This window comes from Pseudomonas sp. REP124 (genome assembly GCF_020164475.1).
GTDB lineage: Bacteria > Pseudomonadota > Gammaproteobacteria > Pseudomonadales > Pseudomonadaceae > Aquipseudomonas.
In genome coordinates, this window is record NZ_JAIQWX010000057.1 from 22,079 (window position 1) to 36,228 (window position 14,150).

Genomic DNA, 14,150 nt, shown 5'->3' on the forward strand with positions numbered 1-14,150 from the left:
GCGCAACAGGCATTCGTCGAAGAAGTGTAGAGCATGACTCGTGCCAGACCAGTCTGGATTGGTCAAAGCATTGATTTATATGGGTATTAAATATTTATTGCGGCTTTTTTTGCGCTGGAAAATCCGGTTATCCGAACCGACCCGCAGGTCGCGTTCGGAAAACCGAATGGCGTTGGGGCGCAACCCGCTGTCAGGGGTATTTACGCTTGTCCGGTGCCGGCGGGAAATACTGGTATAACCAGGTTTCACTGAGGGTGCGATCGTTGGTGCGGATGAACAGGCGCAGCTCGACCGGATCGACGCTGTCGTTGGTCGGGTACCAGTCGAACAGGATGCGGAAGCCCTTGATGTCATCGAGCACCAGCACGCTGAAATCCTTGACCTCACCGTTCGAGCAGGTGACCACCGGTTCGATGCCGGCACCGGCCGGCAGGCGATCCAGGCCACCGCCGGTGAAGTCCACGGCGAAACGACGGGCCCAGACTTCCGGATAGTGTTCGCCCGGCGCCCAGCCTTCGGTGAAGCCGCCCATCCCCGAACGCGTCGCATGAACCCGCGCCAGCGGCGTGCCGACCGGCGGCAGCGCGCTCCAGTACAGCTTGTAGCCGTAGTTCAGCGAATCGCCGGCGGCCACCGGTTTTTTTGGTGTCCAGAAGGCGACGATGTTGTCCATGGTCTCGCCGGTGGTGGGGATCTCCAGCAGGTCCACCGAGCCTTCGCCCCATGCCGTCGTCGGTTCGACCCACAGGCTCGGACGGCGGCTGTACCAGTCGACGGTGTCCTGATAGCTGGCGAATTCGTGATCGGTCTGCACCAGGCCGAAGCCCTTCGGATCGTTGTCGGCGAAGGCGTTGAATTGCAGGGTGGCCGGGTTGTTCAGCGGGCGGCAGATCCACTCGCCGTTGCCGCGCCACATCGCCAGGCGATCGGAGTCGTGGATTTGCGGGTGAATGGTGTCGCACATGCGGCGCTCGTGGGTACCGCAGCTGAACATGCTGGTCATCGGCGCGATGCCCAGTTGATCGATGGCGGTCCGCGCGTTGACGTGGGCATCGACCTCCATCACCACGCGCTCGGCCTGGCAGTCGATGTCAAAGCGGTAGGCGCCGGTGGCGCTTGGCGAGTCGAGCAGGGCATAGACCACGAAGCGAGTACTGTCCTTGTCCGGGGTCTCGAACCAGAACTTGGTGAAGTCAGGGAATTCCTCGCGCTTCTTGGCGTAGGTGTCGATGGCCAGACCGCGGGCCGAGAGGCCATATTGGCCAGTGGCATCCACCGCGCGGAAGTAGCTGGCGCCTAGGAAAGACACCACGTCGTGCTTGTCCAGCTCCGGCGCCTTGAACAGCTTGAAGCCGGAGAAACCCAGGTCGCCGGTCAACTGCTTGGTGTCGACCGTGGTCTTTTCGTAGTTGAACAGCTCCGGACGGAAATGCACCTCGCGGGCCATGCGGGTCTTGGGATCGACGCTGTACATGCGCACCGGCTGCTTGAAACCCATGCCGACGTGGAAGAACTGCACGTCCAGCTGACCCTTGTTGTCTTTCCACAGCGAATGGTCGCCGTCGTAGCGGATCGCATTGAAATTCTGCGGCGTCATGGTCGCCAGGGTCGGCGGTAACACCTGCTTGGTGTCCTGGTAGCGGTTGCTGGCCAGTTGCTTGGCCTGGATCTTCAAGGCCTCGAAATCGAAGGCCTTGGCCTCGCCATCGGCCGTCCCGGGGGCAGCCCAGGCGCGGGCGGCGAGCAGGCCGGTGGCGGACAAACCGGTATAGGCCGCAATGGCCATGGAGGCTTTGAGCAAATTTCTGCGGTGCATAACTACAACCTGTCGTGAACAATCCCGCGCCGTTCCTGGCACGTACTGGATCAGAAATTACGGTTCGGACATGCCTTCGGCCAAACGCGACGGACTTTAAACAGATGCCGAATAGCTTAAACCGTTCGATTGCAGAGCAAAAATGGTTGATGGCAAGACGCTAGCGCGCGAATGAAACAAGACGTGTCCGGAAACATTTCCCACAGCCCTTTCTGATTTAGAGGGCATATCTGCTTTTTTCGTGTAATTACTCTAAAAACCGCTTTTCAGCGCCGAGATTATTTCTATTCTGTAGTCATGACCGGTTTATGCCCTTCGGGCCGGTACGGTTCAGTGGCCCATGCGGCGCTGCCGGAAGATAGATCAAGGGCGATGCGGTTTCTGAAGTTTTCTTTGACGTAGAGAGAAGGACATCGTCCATGTCGAAAGTACAAGGCATCACCGAAATGTTGGGAATCTTTCCATGCCTGGGCCTGGGTAGGCGAAGGCGCCGGCTGAACAGCGAGGAAATGAAGCTGGTGGAGCGTTACAGGGAATTGTCGGAGAGCGACCGGATTGCCATGCGGTATCTGGTGGATGCGATGAGGAGTGTTTCGCGGTTTTGAGTGGGACTGGTTAGCGTGAGAGCCATTTGGCTTTCACGGTCTCCAGAGAGGTCAACTTGCCTGCGTCAGCGTCGGCAATGCCGGCGTCGATTGCGGACAGGTAGGCCAGTTGTTCATTGTTTTGGGAGGTATGTCCCCAAGGGGGAAACTGGGAGTGTTACAACGCAGGGGCAGACGTTGCAGTCTGCCCCTTTTTGTTTTTTGTTTCAGTAGCTCGTGCCATCGGCCGTGCGAGATCCCTGTAGCAGTTGGCGAAGCCTGCGTTCTGCTGCGCAGCAGTCGTTAAATCAGCCAATGCGGTGTCTCAGGCAGACCTCGCATTCAGGTTTTGCGACTGCTTCGCAGTCGAACGCAGGCTTCGCCAGCTGCTACATGTCCTGCGGCAACTTGACTGGTCGGTATTGGGAGGGCAGGAATGCGGTATCTTTTTGTCTGAAGGAGAGATTGATCTATGACAGACACTGACAACAAGAACCCTGAAGCAGATCTTCAGGACCGTTTCGAAGCCGTGCGTGGCAAAGCCGATATCAAATGGCGCACGGATGATTTGATGGCTTTGCTGAGAGGGGATACCAGCATTTGCTTGAAGGAAGAAGATCGCCCCGGCTTCCCAGCGGACCCCGGGGCGACTCACATCAGCGACTAACCTTCCAGGCATCCCCAGCAGGTGCGGTGCCGTGGTCGTACGGCTTGGCGATCCACATGTAGAGCAGACCCAGGCCGATCACGATGACGGTGCTCAACACCATCGAGTAGTTGATGTACCACGCCGCATCCGGCGTGCGGGGCCAAGCCATGTTGATGATGGCGCCGATGCCGTAGGCCAGGGCGCCGATGTTGACTAGCCAGCCCCAGGCGCCGAGGGTGAATTTGCCGCTCGGTTTCCAGCCTTTCATGCGGGCGTAAAGGGCCGCCAGGACGATCATCTGGAACGCCAGGTAGATGCCGATGGCGGCGAAGCTGACGATGGTGGCGACGGCATCCTGCAGAAAGAAGCCGAGGATGATGATCAGTGCCGGCAGGACGCCGGAGACGAACAGGGCGGCAACCGGCACCTGAGTTGTAGGAGAAATCTTCTTCAGCAGTCGACTGCCGATGACCATTTCGTCACGGGCGTAGGAGTACAGCAGACGGCTCGCCGCCGCTTGCAGGCTGATGACGCAGGAGATGAAGGAAATCATCACCACGCCCATGACCATTTTCGAGCCGACCGGGCCGAAAGCGTTGTTGAGGATAGTGCCGACCGGGTCCTTGTCGGTGCCGTTGATCACGGCTTGCATGTCCGGCACGGCGAGAATCAGGGCCAGGCAGGCGAACATCGCGGCGACGCCGCCGATGTAGATGGTCATGCGCATGGCCACCGGGATTTTCTTGCTCGGGTTCGGGGTTTCTTCGGCCACGTCGCCGCAGGCTTCGAAGCCGTAGTACAGGAACATCCCCGCCAGGGACGCGGTGAGGAACGCCGGCAGGTACGAGCCATCGACGCTGATGCCGAAGGTGTCGAACAGCACGCCGATCGACTGATGACGCTCGAAGATCAGCAGGTAGACGCCGACGATCACCGCGCCAATCAGTTCGCAGAGGAAGCCGAACATGGCGATTCGCGCCAGGGTCTTGGTGCCGCTGAGATTGACCAGGGTGGCGAACAACGTCAGCACCAGGGCGATGACGATGTTGGTGTTGTTGCTCGGTTCAAAACCCAGCATGGCTGCAAGGTAAGGACCTGCGCCGACCGCAACGGCGGCGATGGTCACGCACAGGGCAATGGAGTAGATCCAGCCGACCATCCATGCCCAGCGCTTGCCCACCAGACGCCGGGCCCACGGATATACGCCGCCGGAGATCGGGAACTGCGAGACCACTTCACCGAATATCAGGCACACCAGCAACTGGCCGCAACCGACCAGCAAATAGGCCCAGAACATTGGTGGCCCGCCGGCGGCGAGGCAAAGGCCGAAGAGGGTATAAACCCCTACGACCGGTGACAGGTAAGTGAAGCCCAGGGCGAAGTTTTCCCACAGGCTCATGCTGCGATTGAAGTTGGAGGTGTAACCCAGTTGGCGTAACTGCTCGGCATCGCTGTCGGCAGCGGCCGTCGAGAGATCGGGTGATGCACTCATGTGTGTTTTCTCCGGAAAATCGGCAGATTTCGGATGGCCGAAGCCGTGGCGGGGCTGTGAGAGCGCCGCCAGGTTCGGTGGTTATTGTTGTTTTGTTGGTTTGGAGCCTGGTGGTGCGTAGTGCCGGTTTCTGCCCTGAAACCGTGGTGAATCCCACTGTAGGAGCGAGCTTGCTCGCGAAGAACCTGAGAGCACCGCGGGGCGTCAGGAACCCCGCGTCATCGTTGACGTCCATCGCGAGCAAGCTCGCTCCTACAGGTAATGCTTTTTAGTGCTTGAACATCACATGCCGAACGACGGTGTAGTCCTCCAGCCCGTACATCGACATGTCCTTCCCATACCCGGACAGTTTCTGGCCGCCGTGCGGCATTTCACTGACCAACATGAAGTGGGTGTTGACCCAGGTGCAGCCGTACTGCAGGCGCGCCGATAGGCGATGGGCGCGGCCGACGTCGGCGGTCCAGACCGAGGACGCCAGGCCGTAGTCCGAGTCGTTGGCCCAGCCCAGAACCTGAGCCTCATCGGTGAATTTGGTCACCGAAACGACCGGGCCAAATACCTCGCGACGAACGATTTCGTCGTCCTGCTGCGCGTCCGCCAGCACGGTCGGTTCGAAGAAAAAGCCATTGCCGTCCACCGCCTTGCCGCCGGTGATCAGGCGGATGTGCGGCTGGGCCACGGCGCGCTCGACAAACCCGGCCACGCGGTCGCGGTGTTGCGCGGTGATCAGCGGACCGAGTTCGGTCGATGGATCGTCCTGTAAACCGTATTTGATGCTGCTGACCGCTGCGCCGAGCTTCTCGACGAATTTCTCGTAGATACCTTCCTGCGCGTAAATACGGCAGGCAGCGGTGCAGTCCTGGCCGGCGTTGTAGAAGCCGAAGGTGCGGATGCCTTCGACGGCGGCATCGATGTCGGCGTCGTCAAAGATGATCACCGGCGCCTTGCCGCCCAGTTCCATGTGCATGCGTTTGACGCTGTCGGCGGTGCTGGAAATGATGTTCGAGCCGGTGGCGATCGAGCCGGTCAGCGACACCATGCGCACTTTCGGGTGGGTGACCAGCGGGCTGCCGACGCTAGGACCACGGCCGAACACCAGGTTGAGTACGCCGGCCGGGAAGATTTCCGACGCCAGTTGCGCCAGACGCAGCGCGGTCAGCGGGGTCTGTTCCGATGGCTTGAGCACCACGGTATTGCCAGCGGCGAGGGCCGGGGCGATTTTCCAGGCGACCATCATCAGCGGGTAGTTCCACGGCGCGATGGAGGCGATCACGCCCACCGGATCACGGCGGATCATCGAAGTGTGGCCGGGCAGGTATTCGCCACCGGCCGAACCGCTCATGCAACGGCTGGCGCCGGCGAAGAATCGGAACACGTCGGCAATCGCCGGGATCTCGTCATTCAGCGCGGCGCTGTAGGGTTTGCCGCAGTTGTCCGATTCCAGCTTGGCCAGCTCTTCGCCGTGGGCTTCGATGGCGTCGGCGAGTTTGAGCAGCAGCAGGGAACGGTCTTTGGGCGGGGTCTGCGACCAGCCGTCGAACGCGGCATCGGCAGCGCGCACGGCGGCATCGACCTGGGCTTCGCTGGCTTCGTTGATTTCCACCAGCACGCGGCCCAGGGCGGGGTTGAACACCGGTTGGGCCGGGCCTTCGCCGTTGAGCAGTTGGCCGTTGATCAGGAGTTGGGTTTGCATTGGTTTTGTCCTCTTCAAATACTTTTATTTTTCTGTAGAAACCGAACCCTGTAGGAGCGAGGCTTGCCCGCGAAGAGGCCATCAAAATTCGGCATTGATGGTGGCTGACACACCGCTTTCGCGGGCAAGCCTCGCTCCTACAGGAGAGGTTGTTGTCTGTTGTTGAATTACTTCCCGCCACTCCCCGCAACGCTTTCACCGCCACGGGTCAGGTAATAGGCGCCGAGGATCGGCAGCATGGTCACCATCATCACCAGCATCGCCACGACGTTGGTCACCGGTACATCCCGAGGGCGGCTGAGCTGATTGAGCAGCCACAACGGCAGGGTGCGCTCATGGCCGGCGGTGAAGGTGGTGACGATGATCTCGTCGAACGACAGCGCAAACGCCAACATGCCGCCGGCCAGCAACGCCGAGCCCAGATTCGGCAGGATGATGTAGCGGAAGGTCTGCCAACCGTCGGCGCCGAGGTCCATCGACGCCTCGATCAGGCTGTGGGAGGTGCGGCGCAACCGTGCGATCACGTTGTTGTAGACGATCACCACACAGAAGGTCGCGTGGCCGACGATGATGGTGAACATCCCGGGCTCGATGCCCAGCGACTTGAAGGTCGCCAGCAGTGCGATCCCGGTGATGATCCCCGGCAGGGCGATGGGCAGGATCAGCATCAGCGAGATGCCCTGCTTGCCGAAGAAGTCCCGGCGATACAGCGCCGCCGAAGCCAGCGTGCCGAGAACCATTGCGATCAGCGTGGCAATCGAGGCGATCTGCAGCGACAGCTTGATCGCTTCCAGCACGTCGGGCCGCGAGAACGCCACGCCGATCCACTTCAGGGTGAAACCCTTGGGCGGAAAGCTGAACGCCGCGTCTTCGGTGTTGAAGGCGTACATGAAGATGATCAGGATCGGGAAGTGCAGGAACACCAACCCGCCCCAGGCTGCGATTTTGAGGCCCCAGGAGGCACGCCCTTGTGATGAAGAGTCAGAGTGCATCGAAGGCCCCCAGACGTTTGACGATGGACAGGTAAACGGCGATCAGCACGATCGGCACCAGGGTGAACGCAGCGGCCATCGGCATGTTGCCGATCGCACCTTGCTGGGCGTAAACCATGCTGCCGACGAAGTAGCCCGGCGGGCCTACCAGCTGCGGCACGATGAAATCGCCGAGGGTCAGGGAGAAGGTGAAGATCGAGCCGGCGGCAATGCCCGGTACCGAGAGCGGCAGAATCACCTGCATGAAGGTCTGGCTGGGCTTGGCGCCAAGGTCGGCGGAAGCCTGCAACAGCGACGGCGGCAGACGCTCCAGCGAGGCCTGGATCGGCAGGATCATGAACGGCAGCCAGATGTAGACGAACACCATGAACCGCCCCAGGTGCGAGGTCGACAGGGTGCTTCCGCCCACGCCCGGAATCCCCAGCACGAACTGCAACAACGGCTCCAGCCCCAGGTGCTGGACGAACCACTGCGCCACGCCGCCCTTGGCCAGCAGCAGCGTCCAGGCGTAGGCCTTGACGATGTAACTGGCCCACATCGGCATCATCACCGCGATGTAGAAAAACGCCTTGGTCTTGCCGGTGGTGTAGCGCGCCATGTAGTAGGCGATCGGGAACGCGACGATGGCGCTGGCGATCGAGACCACGATGGCCATGCTCAGGGTGCGCAGAATGATGTCGAAATTGGCGGGCTGGAACAGTGCGGCGAAGTTCGCCAGGGTCAGGTCGGGGGTGACCGCCATGGTGAAGTCGTCGAAGGTGTAGAAACCTTGCCACAGCAGGGTCAGCAACGAACCCAGGTAGATCGCGCCGAACCACAGCAGCGGCGGAATCAACAGCATCGACAGGTACAGGTTCGGCCGGCGGTACAGCAGGTTGGAAAACCTGCGCAGTGCCGAGCCTCCTGTCGTGGTTTGAGAGATAGCCATGGTGTTCATCTCAGACCCCGCTTGCCAGGGTGTCGTGCAGCGGGATCATCGCTTCGCGGGCCCAGCGCGCGGTCATGCGTTGCCCGGTCTGGTGTTGGGCGCTGGTATCGAGCCACTGGTTGTTGGCCTTGCTGATGTTCAGGGTCTGGCCGTTATCCAGTTTCAGTTCATAGCGGGTGGCGCTGCCCTGATATTGAATGTCGTGCAGCAGGCCGCTGACTTCGATTTCATGGCTGGCCAGCGGGCCCTCGGCAAACCGCACGTGTTCCGGGCGGATCGAAAACGGCTGCGGATTGCCGCTCAGCTCACGGGCCAGATCGCCACGGATCACGTTGGAGGTGCCGACGAATTCGGCGACGAAAGTGGTCGCAGGTTTCATGTACAGGTTGCGCGGCGAGTCGACCTGTTCGATGCGGCCCTTGTTGAAGACGGCCACGCGGTCGGACATCGACAGCGCTTCGGTCTGGTCGTGGGTGACGAAGATGAAGGTGATGCCGAGCTGGCGTTGCAGCTTCTTCAATTCGCTCTGCATCTGCTCGCGCAGCTTGAGGTCCAGTGCGCCGAGGGGCTCGTCGAGCAGCAGCACCCGTGGGCGGTTGACCAGGGCACGGGCCAGGGCCACGCGCTGACGCTGGCCGCCGGAGAGCTGCACCGGCTTGCGCTCGCCGTAGCCGCCGAGAGCGACCATGTCGAGGGCTTCTTCGGCGCGCTTGTTGCGTTCGCCCTTGGCCACGCCTTTGACTTTCAAACCGTAGGCGACGTTGTCGCGAACGTTCATGTGCGGGAACAGCGCGTAATCCTGGAACACGGTGTTCACGTCGCGCTGATACGGCGGCAGCCCGGCGGCTTCCTCGCCGTGAATGCGGATGGAGCCTGCGCTCGGTTGTTCGAAACCGGCGATCAGGCGCAGACAGGTGGTTTTGCCCGAGCCCGAAGGGCCCAGCATGGAGAAGAACTCGCCGTCCTGGATATCGATGGAAACCCGGTCAACGGCCTTCACTTCGCCGAACTGACGGGAAACGTTGGTGAACTGGACTGCAAGCGTCATGGTGCGGTGCTCCGAAAAGGCGAGGGTCGTCGCAGCGGCCCTGCCTGGACTTCTGAAAAATCTGAATCAAGATCGCGTCGGTGTAGCTGGAGTACTCATTGTGGCGAGGGGGCTTGCCCCCGTTCGGCTGCGAAGCAGTCGCAAAACCTGCCTCCGCGATTTTCCTGACAGTACGCGGTGGATGGTTTCAGGGCGGCTTCGCCACCCAACGGGGGCAAGCCCCCTCGCCACAGGAGTTCTTCAGGCGCGGCGCAGGGGGTTATCTGCCGCCCATGATCGCGATGTAGTCCTGGGTCCAGCGGCTGTACGGCACGAACTTGCCGCCTTCGGCCTGCGGGGTTTTCCAGAAGGCGATCTTGTCGAACTGGTCAAAACCGTTGGTCTTGCAGCCTTCGGCGCCGAGCAGTTCGCTCTCCTTGCACGCCGCCGGTACCGCCGGCAACGAACCGAACCAGGCGGCCACGTCGCCCTGGACCTTCGGTTGCAGCGACCAGTCCATCCACTTGTAGGCACAGTTCGGATGCTTGGCCTCGGTGTGCAACATGGTGGTGTCGGCCCAGCCCGTGGCGCCTTCTTTCGGGATGGTCGAGGCGATCGGCTGTTTCTCGTTCATCAGGCCGTTGACCTGATACGGCCAGGCGCCGGAAGCGACCACGCCTTCGTTCTTGAAGTCGCTCATCTGCACGGTGGTGTCGTGCCAGTAGCGGTGGATCAGCGGCTGCTGCGCGCGAAGCAGATCGAGCACCGCCTTGTATTGCTCTTCGGTCAGCTCGTAAGGGTTCTTGATCCCCAGTTCCGGCTTGGCGGTCTTGAGGTACAGCGCCGCATCGGCGATGTAGATAGGGCCGTCATAGGCCTGCACACGGCCCTTGTTCGGTTTTCCGTCCGGCAGGTTTTCCGCGGCAAACACCACGCTCCAGCTGTCCGGCGCGGTCTTGAACACGTTGGTGTTGTACATCAGCACGTTCGGGCCCCACTGGTACGGGGTGCCGTAGGTCTGATTGTTGACCACGTACCAGGGCGCATCCTTGAGGCGCGGGTCGAGGTTCTTCCAGTTCGGGATCAGCGCAGTGTTGATCGGCTGGACACGCTTGCCGACGATCAGGCGCAGGGAGGCGTCGCCCGACGCGGTGACCAGGTCGTAACCGCCCTTGGCCATCAGGCTGACCATTTCATCGGAGGTGGCGGCGGTCTTCACGTTGACCTTGCAGCCGGTTTCCTTCTCGAAACCGGTCACCCAGTCGTAGGCCTTGTCGCTTTCGCCCCGTTCGATGTAGCCGGGCCAGGCCACGATATCCAGCTGACCTTCGCCAGCGCCGACAGCCTTCAGCGGCTCGGCGGCCTGGACACTGGCACTGGCCAGCAGCGCGGTGGTGATTGCACTGAGCAGTGCGGTCTTGTGCGCGAACATGGAATTCCCTCTTCTTTAAATTATGGTCGGGGCAGTTTTTCGAACGGGGTGAAGCATGCCGTTGGCGGCTTGTTATTAGCGTAGTCAGAGATGCTGGCCATGGCGCGCCATGATGTGCCGCACCACGCTGTAGTCCTGTAACGAGTCGCTGGACAGGTCCTTGCCGTAGCCCGAGCGCTTGAGGCCGCCGTGGGGCATTTCGCTGACCAGCATGAAATGACTATTGATCCAGGTGCAGCCGTACTGCAGGCGTGCGGCGACCTGCATCGCCTTGTCCAGGTTCTGGGTCCAGACCGATGACGCCAGGCCGTATTCCGAATCGTTGGCCCAGTCCACCGCCTGTTCCAGTTGATCGAAGCGGGTCACGGTGACCACCGGGCCGAACACTTCGCGCTGGACGATTTCGTCGCTCTGTTTGCAGCCGGCCAACAAGGTCGGCTGATAGTAGAAACCGGCACCGGAATGCACCGCCGCGCCGGTGATCCGCTCGATGTGCGGTTGGCCGAGGGCGCGCTCGACGAAGCTGGCCACGCGGTCGCGCTGGCGGGTGCTGATCAACGGACCGATTTCGTTATCGGCATCGCGCTTGCCGGCAAAGCGCAGGCTGCTGACCGCCGCGCCGAGTTCGGCCACCAGGCGGTCGTGAATCCCGGCCTGGGCATAGACCCGGCAGGCCGCGGTGCAATCCTGGCCGGCGTTGTAGTAACCGTAGGTGCGCACGCCTTCGACCACCGCCTGGATGTCGGCGTCGTTGCAGACGATCACCGGGGCCTTGCCGCCCAGTTCCAGGTGCGTGCGCTTGAGGGTTTTCGAAGCGGCCTGAAGGATTTTCTGCCCGGTGACGATATCGCCGGTCAGCGACACCATGCGCACCTTGGGATGGCTGACCAGATGGCTGCCGACGCCTTCGCCACCACCGCAGACAATGTTGATCACTCCCGGCGGCAGAATCTCCGCGAGCGCCGGGGCCAAGGCGAGGATCGACAGTGGGGTGTGCTCGGACGGCTTGAACACCAGCGTGTTGCCGGCGGCCAAGGCCGGGGCGATTTTCCAGGCGGCCATCATGATCGGGTAGTTCCACGGTGCAATCGACGCGACCACGCCAATCGGATCGCGACGGACCATGCTGGTGTAGCCCGGCAGATATTCACCGCTGAGCTGGCCGGTCTGGCAACGCACGGCACCGGCGAAGAAACGGAACACATCGACCGTGGCGCTCAGATCGTCCTGACGCGCCAGATGCAATGGCTTGCCGCAGTTCAGGGCTTCGAGGCGGGCGAGCAGTTCGGCGTTCTTTTCAATGGCGTTGGCGATGTCCAGCAACAGGTTCGAACGCTGCTGCGGCGTGGTCCGCGACCAGCCGGCAAAGGCCCGGTGGGCGGCGAGGATGGCGGCTTCGACCTGTTCGGTGCTGGCTTCGGCGATCTGCGTCAGGACTTCGCCGGTGGCCGGGTTGATGATCGGCTCGACAAAGCCTTGCCCGGCAACCAGTTCGCCATCGATCAACAGGGCGGTAAACAGCGGGGTCTGCGCGCCAGCCATTTTTCGGGATCTCTTTTCTTGTGTGGCCATGCTGCTCCCAATGCCTGGGGCCGGCCGTCTTTATATAGATGCAGCAAGACTAGTGCGCGGACCCGAGGTCGACAAATTCTAAATACTGAAGGTGGCGTTCGATTAAATAGATGGCTTTCGTGGGCCATGCGGCTGCTCACGCGCCACGGTCAGGAACGGGTCGACAAGGGCAGGGCGGGCGGTGCCGCGACGCCAGGCCAGGCCCACGTCCAGGGTCTGGCTCAGGTCGGCGATCGGCCGCGCTTCAATGATGTCGCCCTCCAGCGACCACGGGCGGTAGGTCATGTCAGGCTGGATCGACACCCCGAGGCCGGCGGCCACCAGGCTTCGCACCGCTTCGGTGGAAGCTGTGCGCAAGGTGATGCGCGGTTGCAGGGAGGCTGCCGTCCACATGCGCTGGGCGTTGCGGTCCATTTCATCGACGTTCAGCTGAATCAATGGCTCGCGCGCCACATCGGCGAGGTTGATGCTGTCGTGTTCCAGTAGAGGATGCTGGGCCGGCAGCCACAGCCGGTGGGGTGAGTGAGTCAGCACTTCGGTCTGCAAGGCGTGACGGTCTTCGAGGTTGGACAGGATCAGCACCCCGACATCGATCTCGCCGCTGACCAGCAAATGCTCGATGTAAGGGCGTTCGTCCTCCATCACGCGGATTTCGACATTGGGGTAGGCGCGCTGGAAACGGGTGAGCAAATCCGCCAGGTAATAACCGGCCACCAGGCTGGTCACGCCGACGATCAACTGCCCGGCCACTTGGTCGGTGCTCTGTTGCAGGCTGCGCTTGGCGTTGTCGACGGTGGCGAGGATCAGGTGTGCCTGACGCAGGAACTGATGGCCCTGGTGAGTCAGGGTCATGCCCTTGGCGTGGCGGTTGAACAGGCCGACGCCGATTTCCTGCTCCAGTTGCTGGATCGCCAGGGTCAGGGTCGATTGGGAAATGAACGCGGTTTGCGCGGCGGCGGAGATCGAGCCGGTCTCGGCCACGGCGATGAAATGTCGGATCTGACGCAAGGTCATCATGGAAGGGTACCCGGTGGGCGGTTTTTATAGATTTGCTCGAGTGTATATCGCTTTTATAGAAAGGCAGTTGCGAGCTTCGAGCGGCGAACTGCAAGTGGGCAACATTTGGTCGCAACTCTGGCGGTGGGCGTAGGGCACTTTCGATCTAGGCTGGGGGCCTTATCAGCCGGGTACACCCTTTTACGGAGGCGAACATGAACACCCGTGGATTGCTCGATCAACTGTTGAAATCGGGTCAGGATATGTTGCAGAACAAGGCAGGTGGTGCTCAGACCAAATCATCTGGTGGCTTGGGCGGGCTGCTTGGCGGAAATGGCGGTTCGGGCGGTATCGGGGGATTGCTCTCCGGTGCTGGCGGCGGCGCATTGGCAGCCGGCGCGATGGGGTTGCTGCTGGGAAGCAAGAAGGCGCGCAAGGTCGGTGGCAAGGTTGCGGTTTATGGCGGTCTGGCTGCGCTGGGTGTACTGGCATACAAAGCCTACGGCAATTGGCAGGCCCAGCAGGGCACAGCGCCCAAAACCGAGCCGCAGACCCTCGACCGTCTGCCCGCGGCGCAAGTCGAGCAGCACAGTCAGGCGATCCTGAAGGCCCTGGTGGCGGCGGCCAAGGCGGACGGTCACATCGACGAGCGTGAGCGCGAGCTGATCGAAGGCGAGTTCATCAAGCTCGACAACGATCAGGAGCTACAGCACTGGCTGCACGCCGAGCTCAACAAACCCCTGGACCCCAGCGACGTCGCCCGCGCCGCCAGCACCCCGGAAATGGCCGCCGAGATGTACATCGCCAGCGTGATGCTGGTGGATGAGGAGAGCTTCATGGAGAAGTCCTACCTCGATGAACTGGCGCGCCAGCTCAGGCTGGAGCCGGGGTTGAAGGTCGAGCTGGAGCGGCAGGTTCGGCAGGCAACCGTTTAAACCGTCAGAAGCCTTCGCGGGCAAGCCTCGCTCC

Annotated in this window: 12 protein-coding genes and 1 pseudogene; 3 read left to right on the forward strand and 10 right to left on the reverse strand. The window is 61.6% G+C overall.

The genetic code is table 11. The annotated features are described in order from the left end of the window. Window positions 1-190: 190 nt before the first annotated feature. The gene (locus tag K9857_RS15590) at window positions 191-1,816 is read right to left on the reverse strand and encodes a glucan biosynthesis protein D (RefSeq protein WP_224537201.1); all 1,626 of its coding nucleotides are present in this window, start codon (window positions 1,814-1,816) and stop codon (window positions 191-193) included. Between the two features lie 419 nt (window positions 1,817-2,235). Here K9857_RS15590 and K9857_RS15595 point away from each other — a divergent pair, with 419 nt between their 5' ends. After that, window positions 2,236-2,421: a hypothetical protein gene (locus K9857_RS15595; protein ID WP_175375180.1), complete on the forward strand. Its 186-nt coding sequence runs from the start codon at window positions 2,236-2,238 to the stop codon at window positions 2,419-2,421. Window positions 2,422-2,872: 451 nt separating this feature from the next. Continuing rightward, complete coding sequence (locus K9857_RS15600; RefSeq protein WP_224537202.1) at window positions 2,873-3,067, forward strand: hypothetical protein; 195 nt, start codon at window positions 2,873-2,875, stop codon at window positions 3,065-3,067. On the opposite strand, the gene K9857_RS15605 is transcribed toward K9857_RS15600, so the two are convergent. From K9857_RS15605 to K9857_RS15640, 9 genes and pseudogenes are all read right to left on the reverse strand, one after another. Then, on the reverse strand, window positions 3,057-4,541 hold the full coding sequence (locus tag K9857_RS15605; protein ID WP_224537204.1) for an APC family permease: 1,485 nt from the start codon (window positions 4,539-4,541) through the stop codon (window positions 3,057-3,059). The genes K9857_RS15600 and K9857_RS15605 overlap by 11 nt on opposite strands. Before the next feature lie 154 nt (window positions 4,542-4,695). Beyond that, window positions 4,696-4,776: pseudogene (locus tag K9857_RS30285) on the reverse strand (outer membrane lipoprotein carrier protein LolA); the annotation flags it as partial. A 33-nt stretch (window positions 4,777-4,809) separates the two neighbouring features. Then, window positions 4,810-6,234, reverse strand: a complete 1,425-nt coding sequence (locus K9857_RS15610) for a gamma-aminobutyraldehyde dehydrogenase (protein WP_224537205.1) — start codon at window positions 6,232-6,234, stop codon at window positions 4,810-4,812. Between the two features lie 167 nt (window positions 6,235-6,401). Next, on the reverse strand, window positions 6,402-7,226 hold the full coding sequence (locus K9857_RS15615) for an ABC transporter permease (protein WP_224537207.1): 825 nt from the start codon (window positions 7,224-7,226) through the stop codon (window positions 6,402-6,404). Then, entirely contained in the window at window positions 7,216-8,163 is a 948-nt protein-coding gene (locus K9857_RS15620) for an ABC transporter permease (RefSeq protein WP_224537209.1), read from the reverse strand. The genes K9857_RS15615 and K9857_RS15620 overlap by 11 nt, the downstream gene beginning before the upstream one ends. 1 nt (window position 8,164) lies before the next feature. Continuing rightward, window positions 8,165-9,202, reverse strand: a complete 1,038-nt coding sequence (locus tag K9857_RS15625) for an ABC transporter ATP-binding protein (RefSeq protein WP_224537210.1) — start codon at window positions 9,200-9,202, stop codon at window positions 8,165-8,167. A gap of 259 nt (window positions 9,203-9,461) precedes the next feature. Then, a complete protein-coding gene (gene ydcS / locus K9857_RS15630) occupies window positions 9,462-10,613 on the reverse strand; it encodes a putative ABC transporter substrate-binding protein YdcS (protein ID WP_224537212.1) in 1,152 nt (383 codons plus the stop codon). Between the two features lie 84 nt (window positions 10,614-10,697). Beyond that, on the reverse strand, window positions 10,698-12,155 hold the full coding sequence (locus K9857_RS15635) for a gamma-aminobutyraldehyde dehydrogenase (protein WP_224537214.1): 1,458 nt from the start codon (window positions 12,153-12,155) through the stop codon (window positions 10,698-10,700). Window positions 12,156-12,287: 132 nt separating this feature from the next. Then, a complete protein-coding gene (locus K9857_RS15640) occupies window positions 12,288-13,202 on the reverse strand; it encodes a LysR family transcriptional regulator (protein ID WP_224537216.1) in 915 nt (304 codons plus the stop codon). A gap of 194 nt (window positions 13,203-13,396) precedes the next feature. On the opposite strand from K9857_RS15640, the gene K9857_RS15645 reads away from it, so the two are divergent. Continuing rightward, window positions 13,397-14,116: a tellurite resistance TerB family protein gene (locus K9857_RS15645; RefSeq protein WP_224537217.1), complete on the forward strand. Its 720-nt coding sequence runs from the start codon at window positions 13,397-13,399 to the stop codon at window positions 14,114-14,116. Window positions 14,117-14,150: the final 34 nt, after the last annotated feature.

Bases quoted from the DNA above. Each gene is read 5' to 3' on its own strand.
- K9857_RS15610 (WP_224537205.1), bottom strand. From the start codon at position 6,234: ATGCAAACCCAACTCCTGATCAACGGCCAACTGCTCAACGGCGAAGGC.
- K9857_RS15625 (WP_224537210.1), bottom strand. From the start codon at position 9,202: ATGACGCTTGCAGTCCAGTTCACCAACGTTTCCCGTCAGTTCGGCGAA.
- K9857_RS15640 (WP_224537216.1), bottom strand. From the start codon at position 13,202: ATGATGACCTTGCGTCAGATCCGACATTTCATCGCCGTGGCCGAGACC.
- K9857_RS15600 (WP_224537202.1), top strand. From the start codon at position 2,873: ATGACAGACACTGACAACAAGAACCCTGAAGCAGATCTTCAGGACCGT.
- ydcS (WP_224537212.1), bottom strand. From the start codon at position 10,613: ATGTTCGCGCACAAGACCGCACTGCTCAGTGCAATCACCACCGCGCTG.
- K9857_RS15590 (WP_224537201.1), bottom strand. From the start codon at position 1,816: ATGCACCGCAGAAATTTGCTCAAAGCCTCCATGGCCATTGCGGCCTAT.
- K9857_RS15595 (WP_175375180.1), top strand. From the start codon at position 2,236: ATGTCGAAAGTACAAGGCATCACCGAAATGTTGGGAATCTTTCCATGC.
- K9857_RS15635 (WP_224537214.1), bottom strand. From the start codon at position 12,155: ATGGCTGGCGCGCAGACCCCGCTGTTTACCGCCCTGTTGATCGATGGC.
- K9857_RS15605 (WP_224537204.1), bottom strand. From the start codon at position 4,541: ATGAGTGCATCACCCGATCTCTCGACGGCCGCTGCCGACAGCGATGCC.
- K9857_RS15615 (WP_224537207.1), bottom strand. From the start codon at position 7,226: ATGCACTCTGACTCTTCATCACAAGGGCGTGCCTCCTGGGGCCTCAAA.
- K9857_RS15645 (WP_224537217.1), top strand. From the start codon at position 13,397: ATGAACACCCGTGGATTGCTCGATCAACTGTTGAAATCGGGTCAGGAT.
- K9857_RS15620 (WP_224537209.1), bottom strand. From the start codon at position 8,163: ATGAACACCATGGCTATCTCTCAAACCACGACAGGAGGCTCGGCACTG.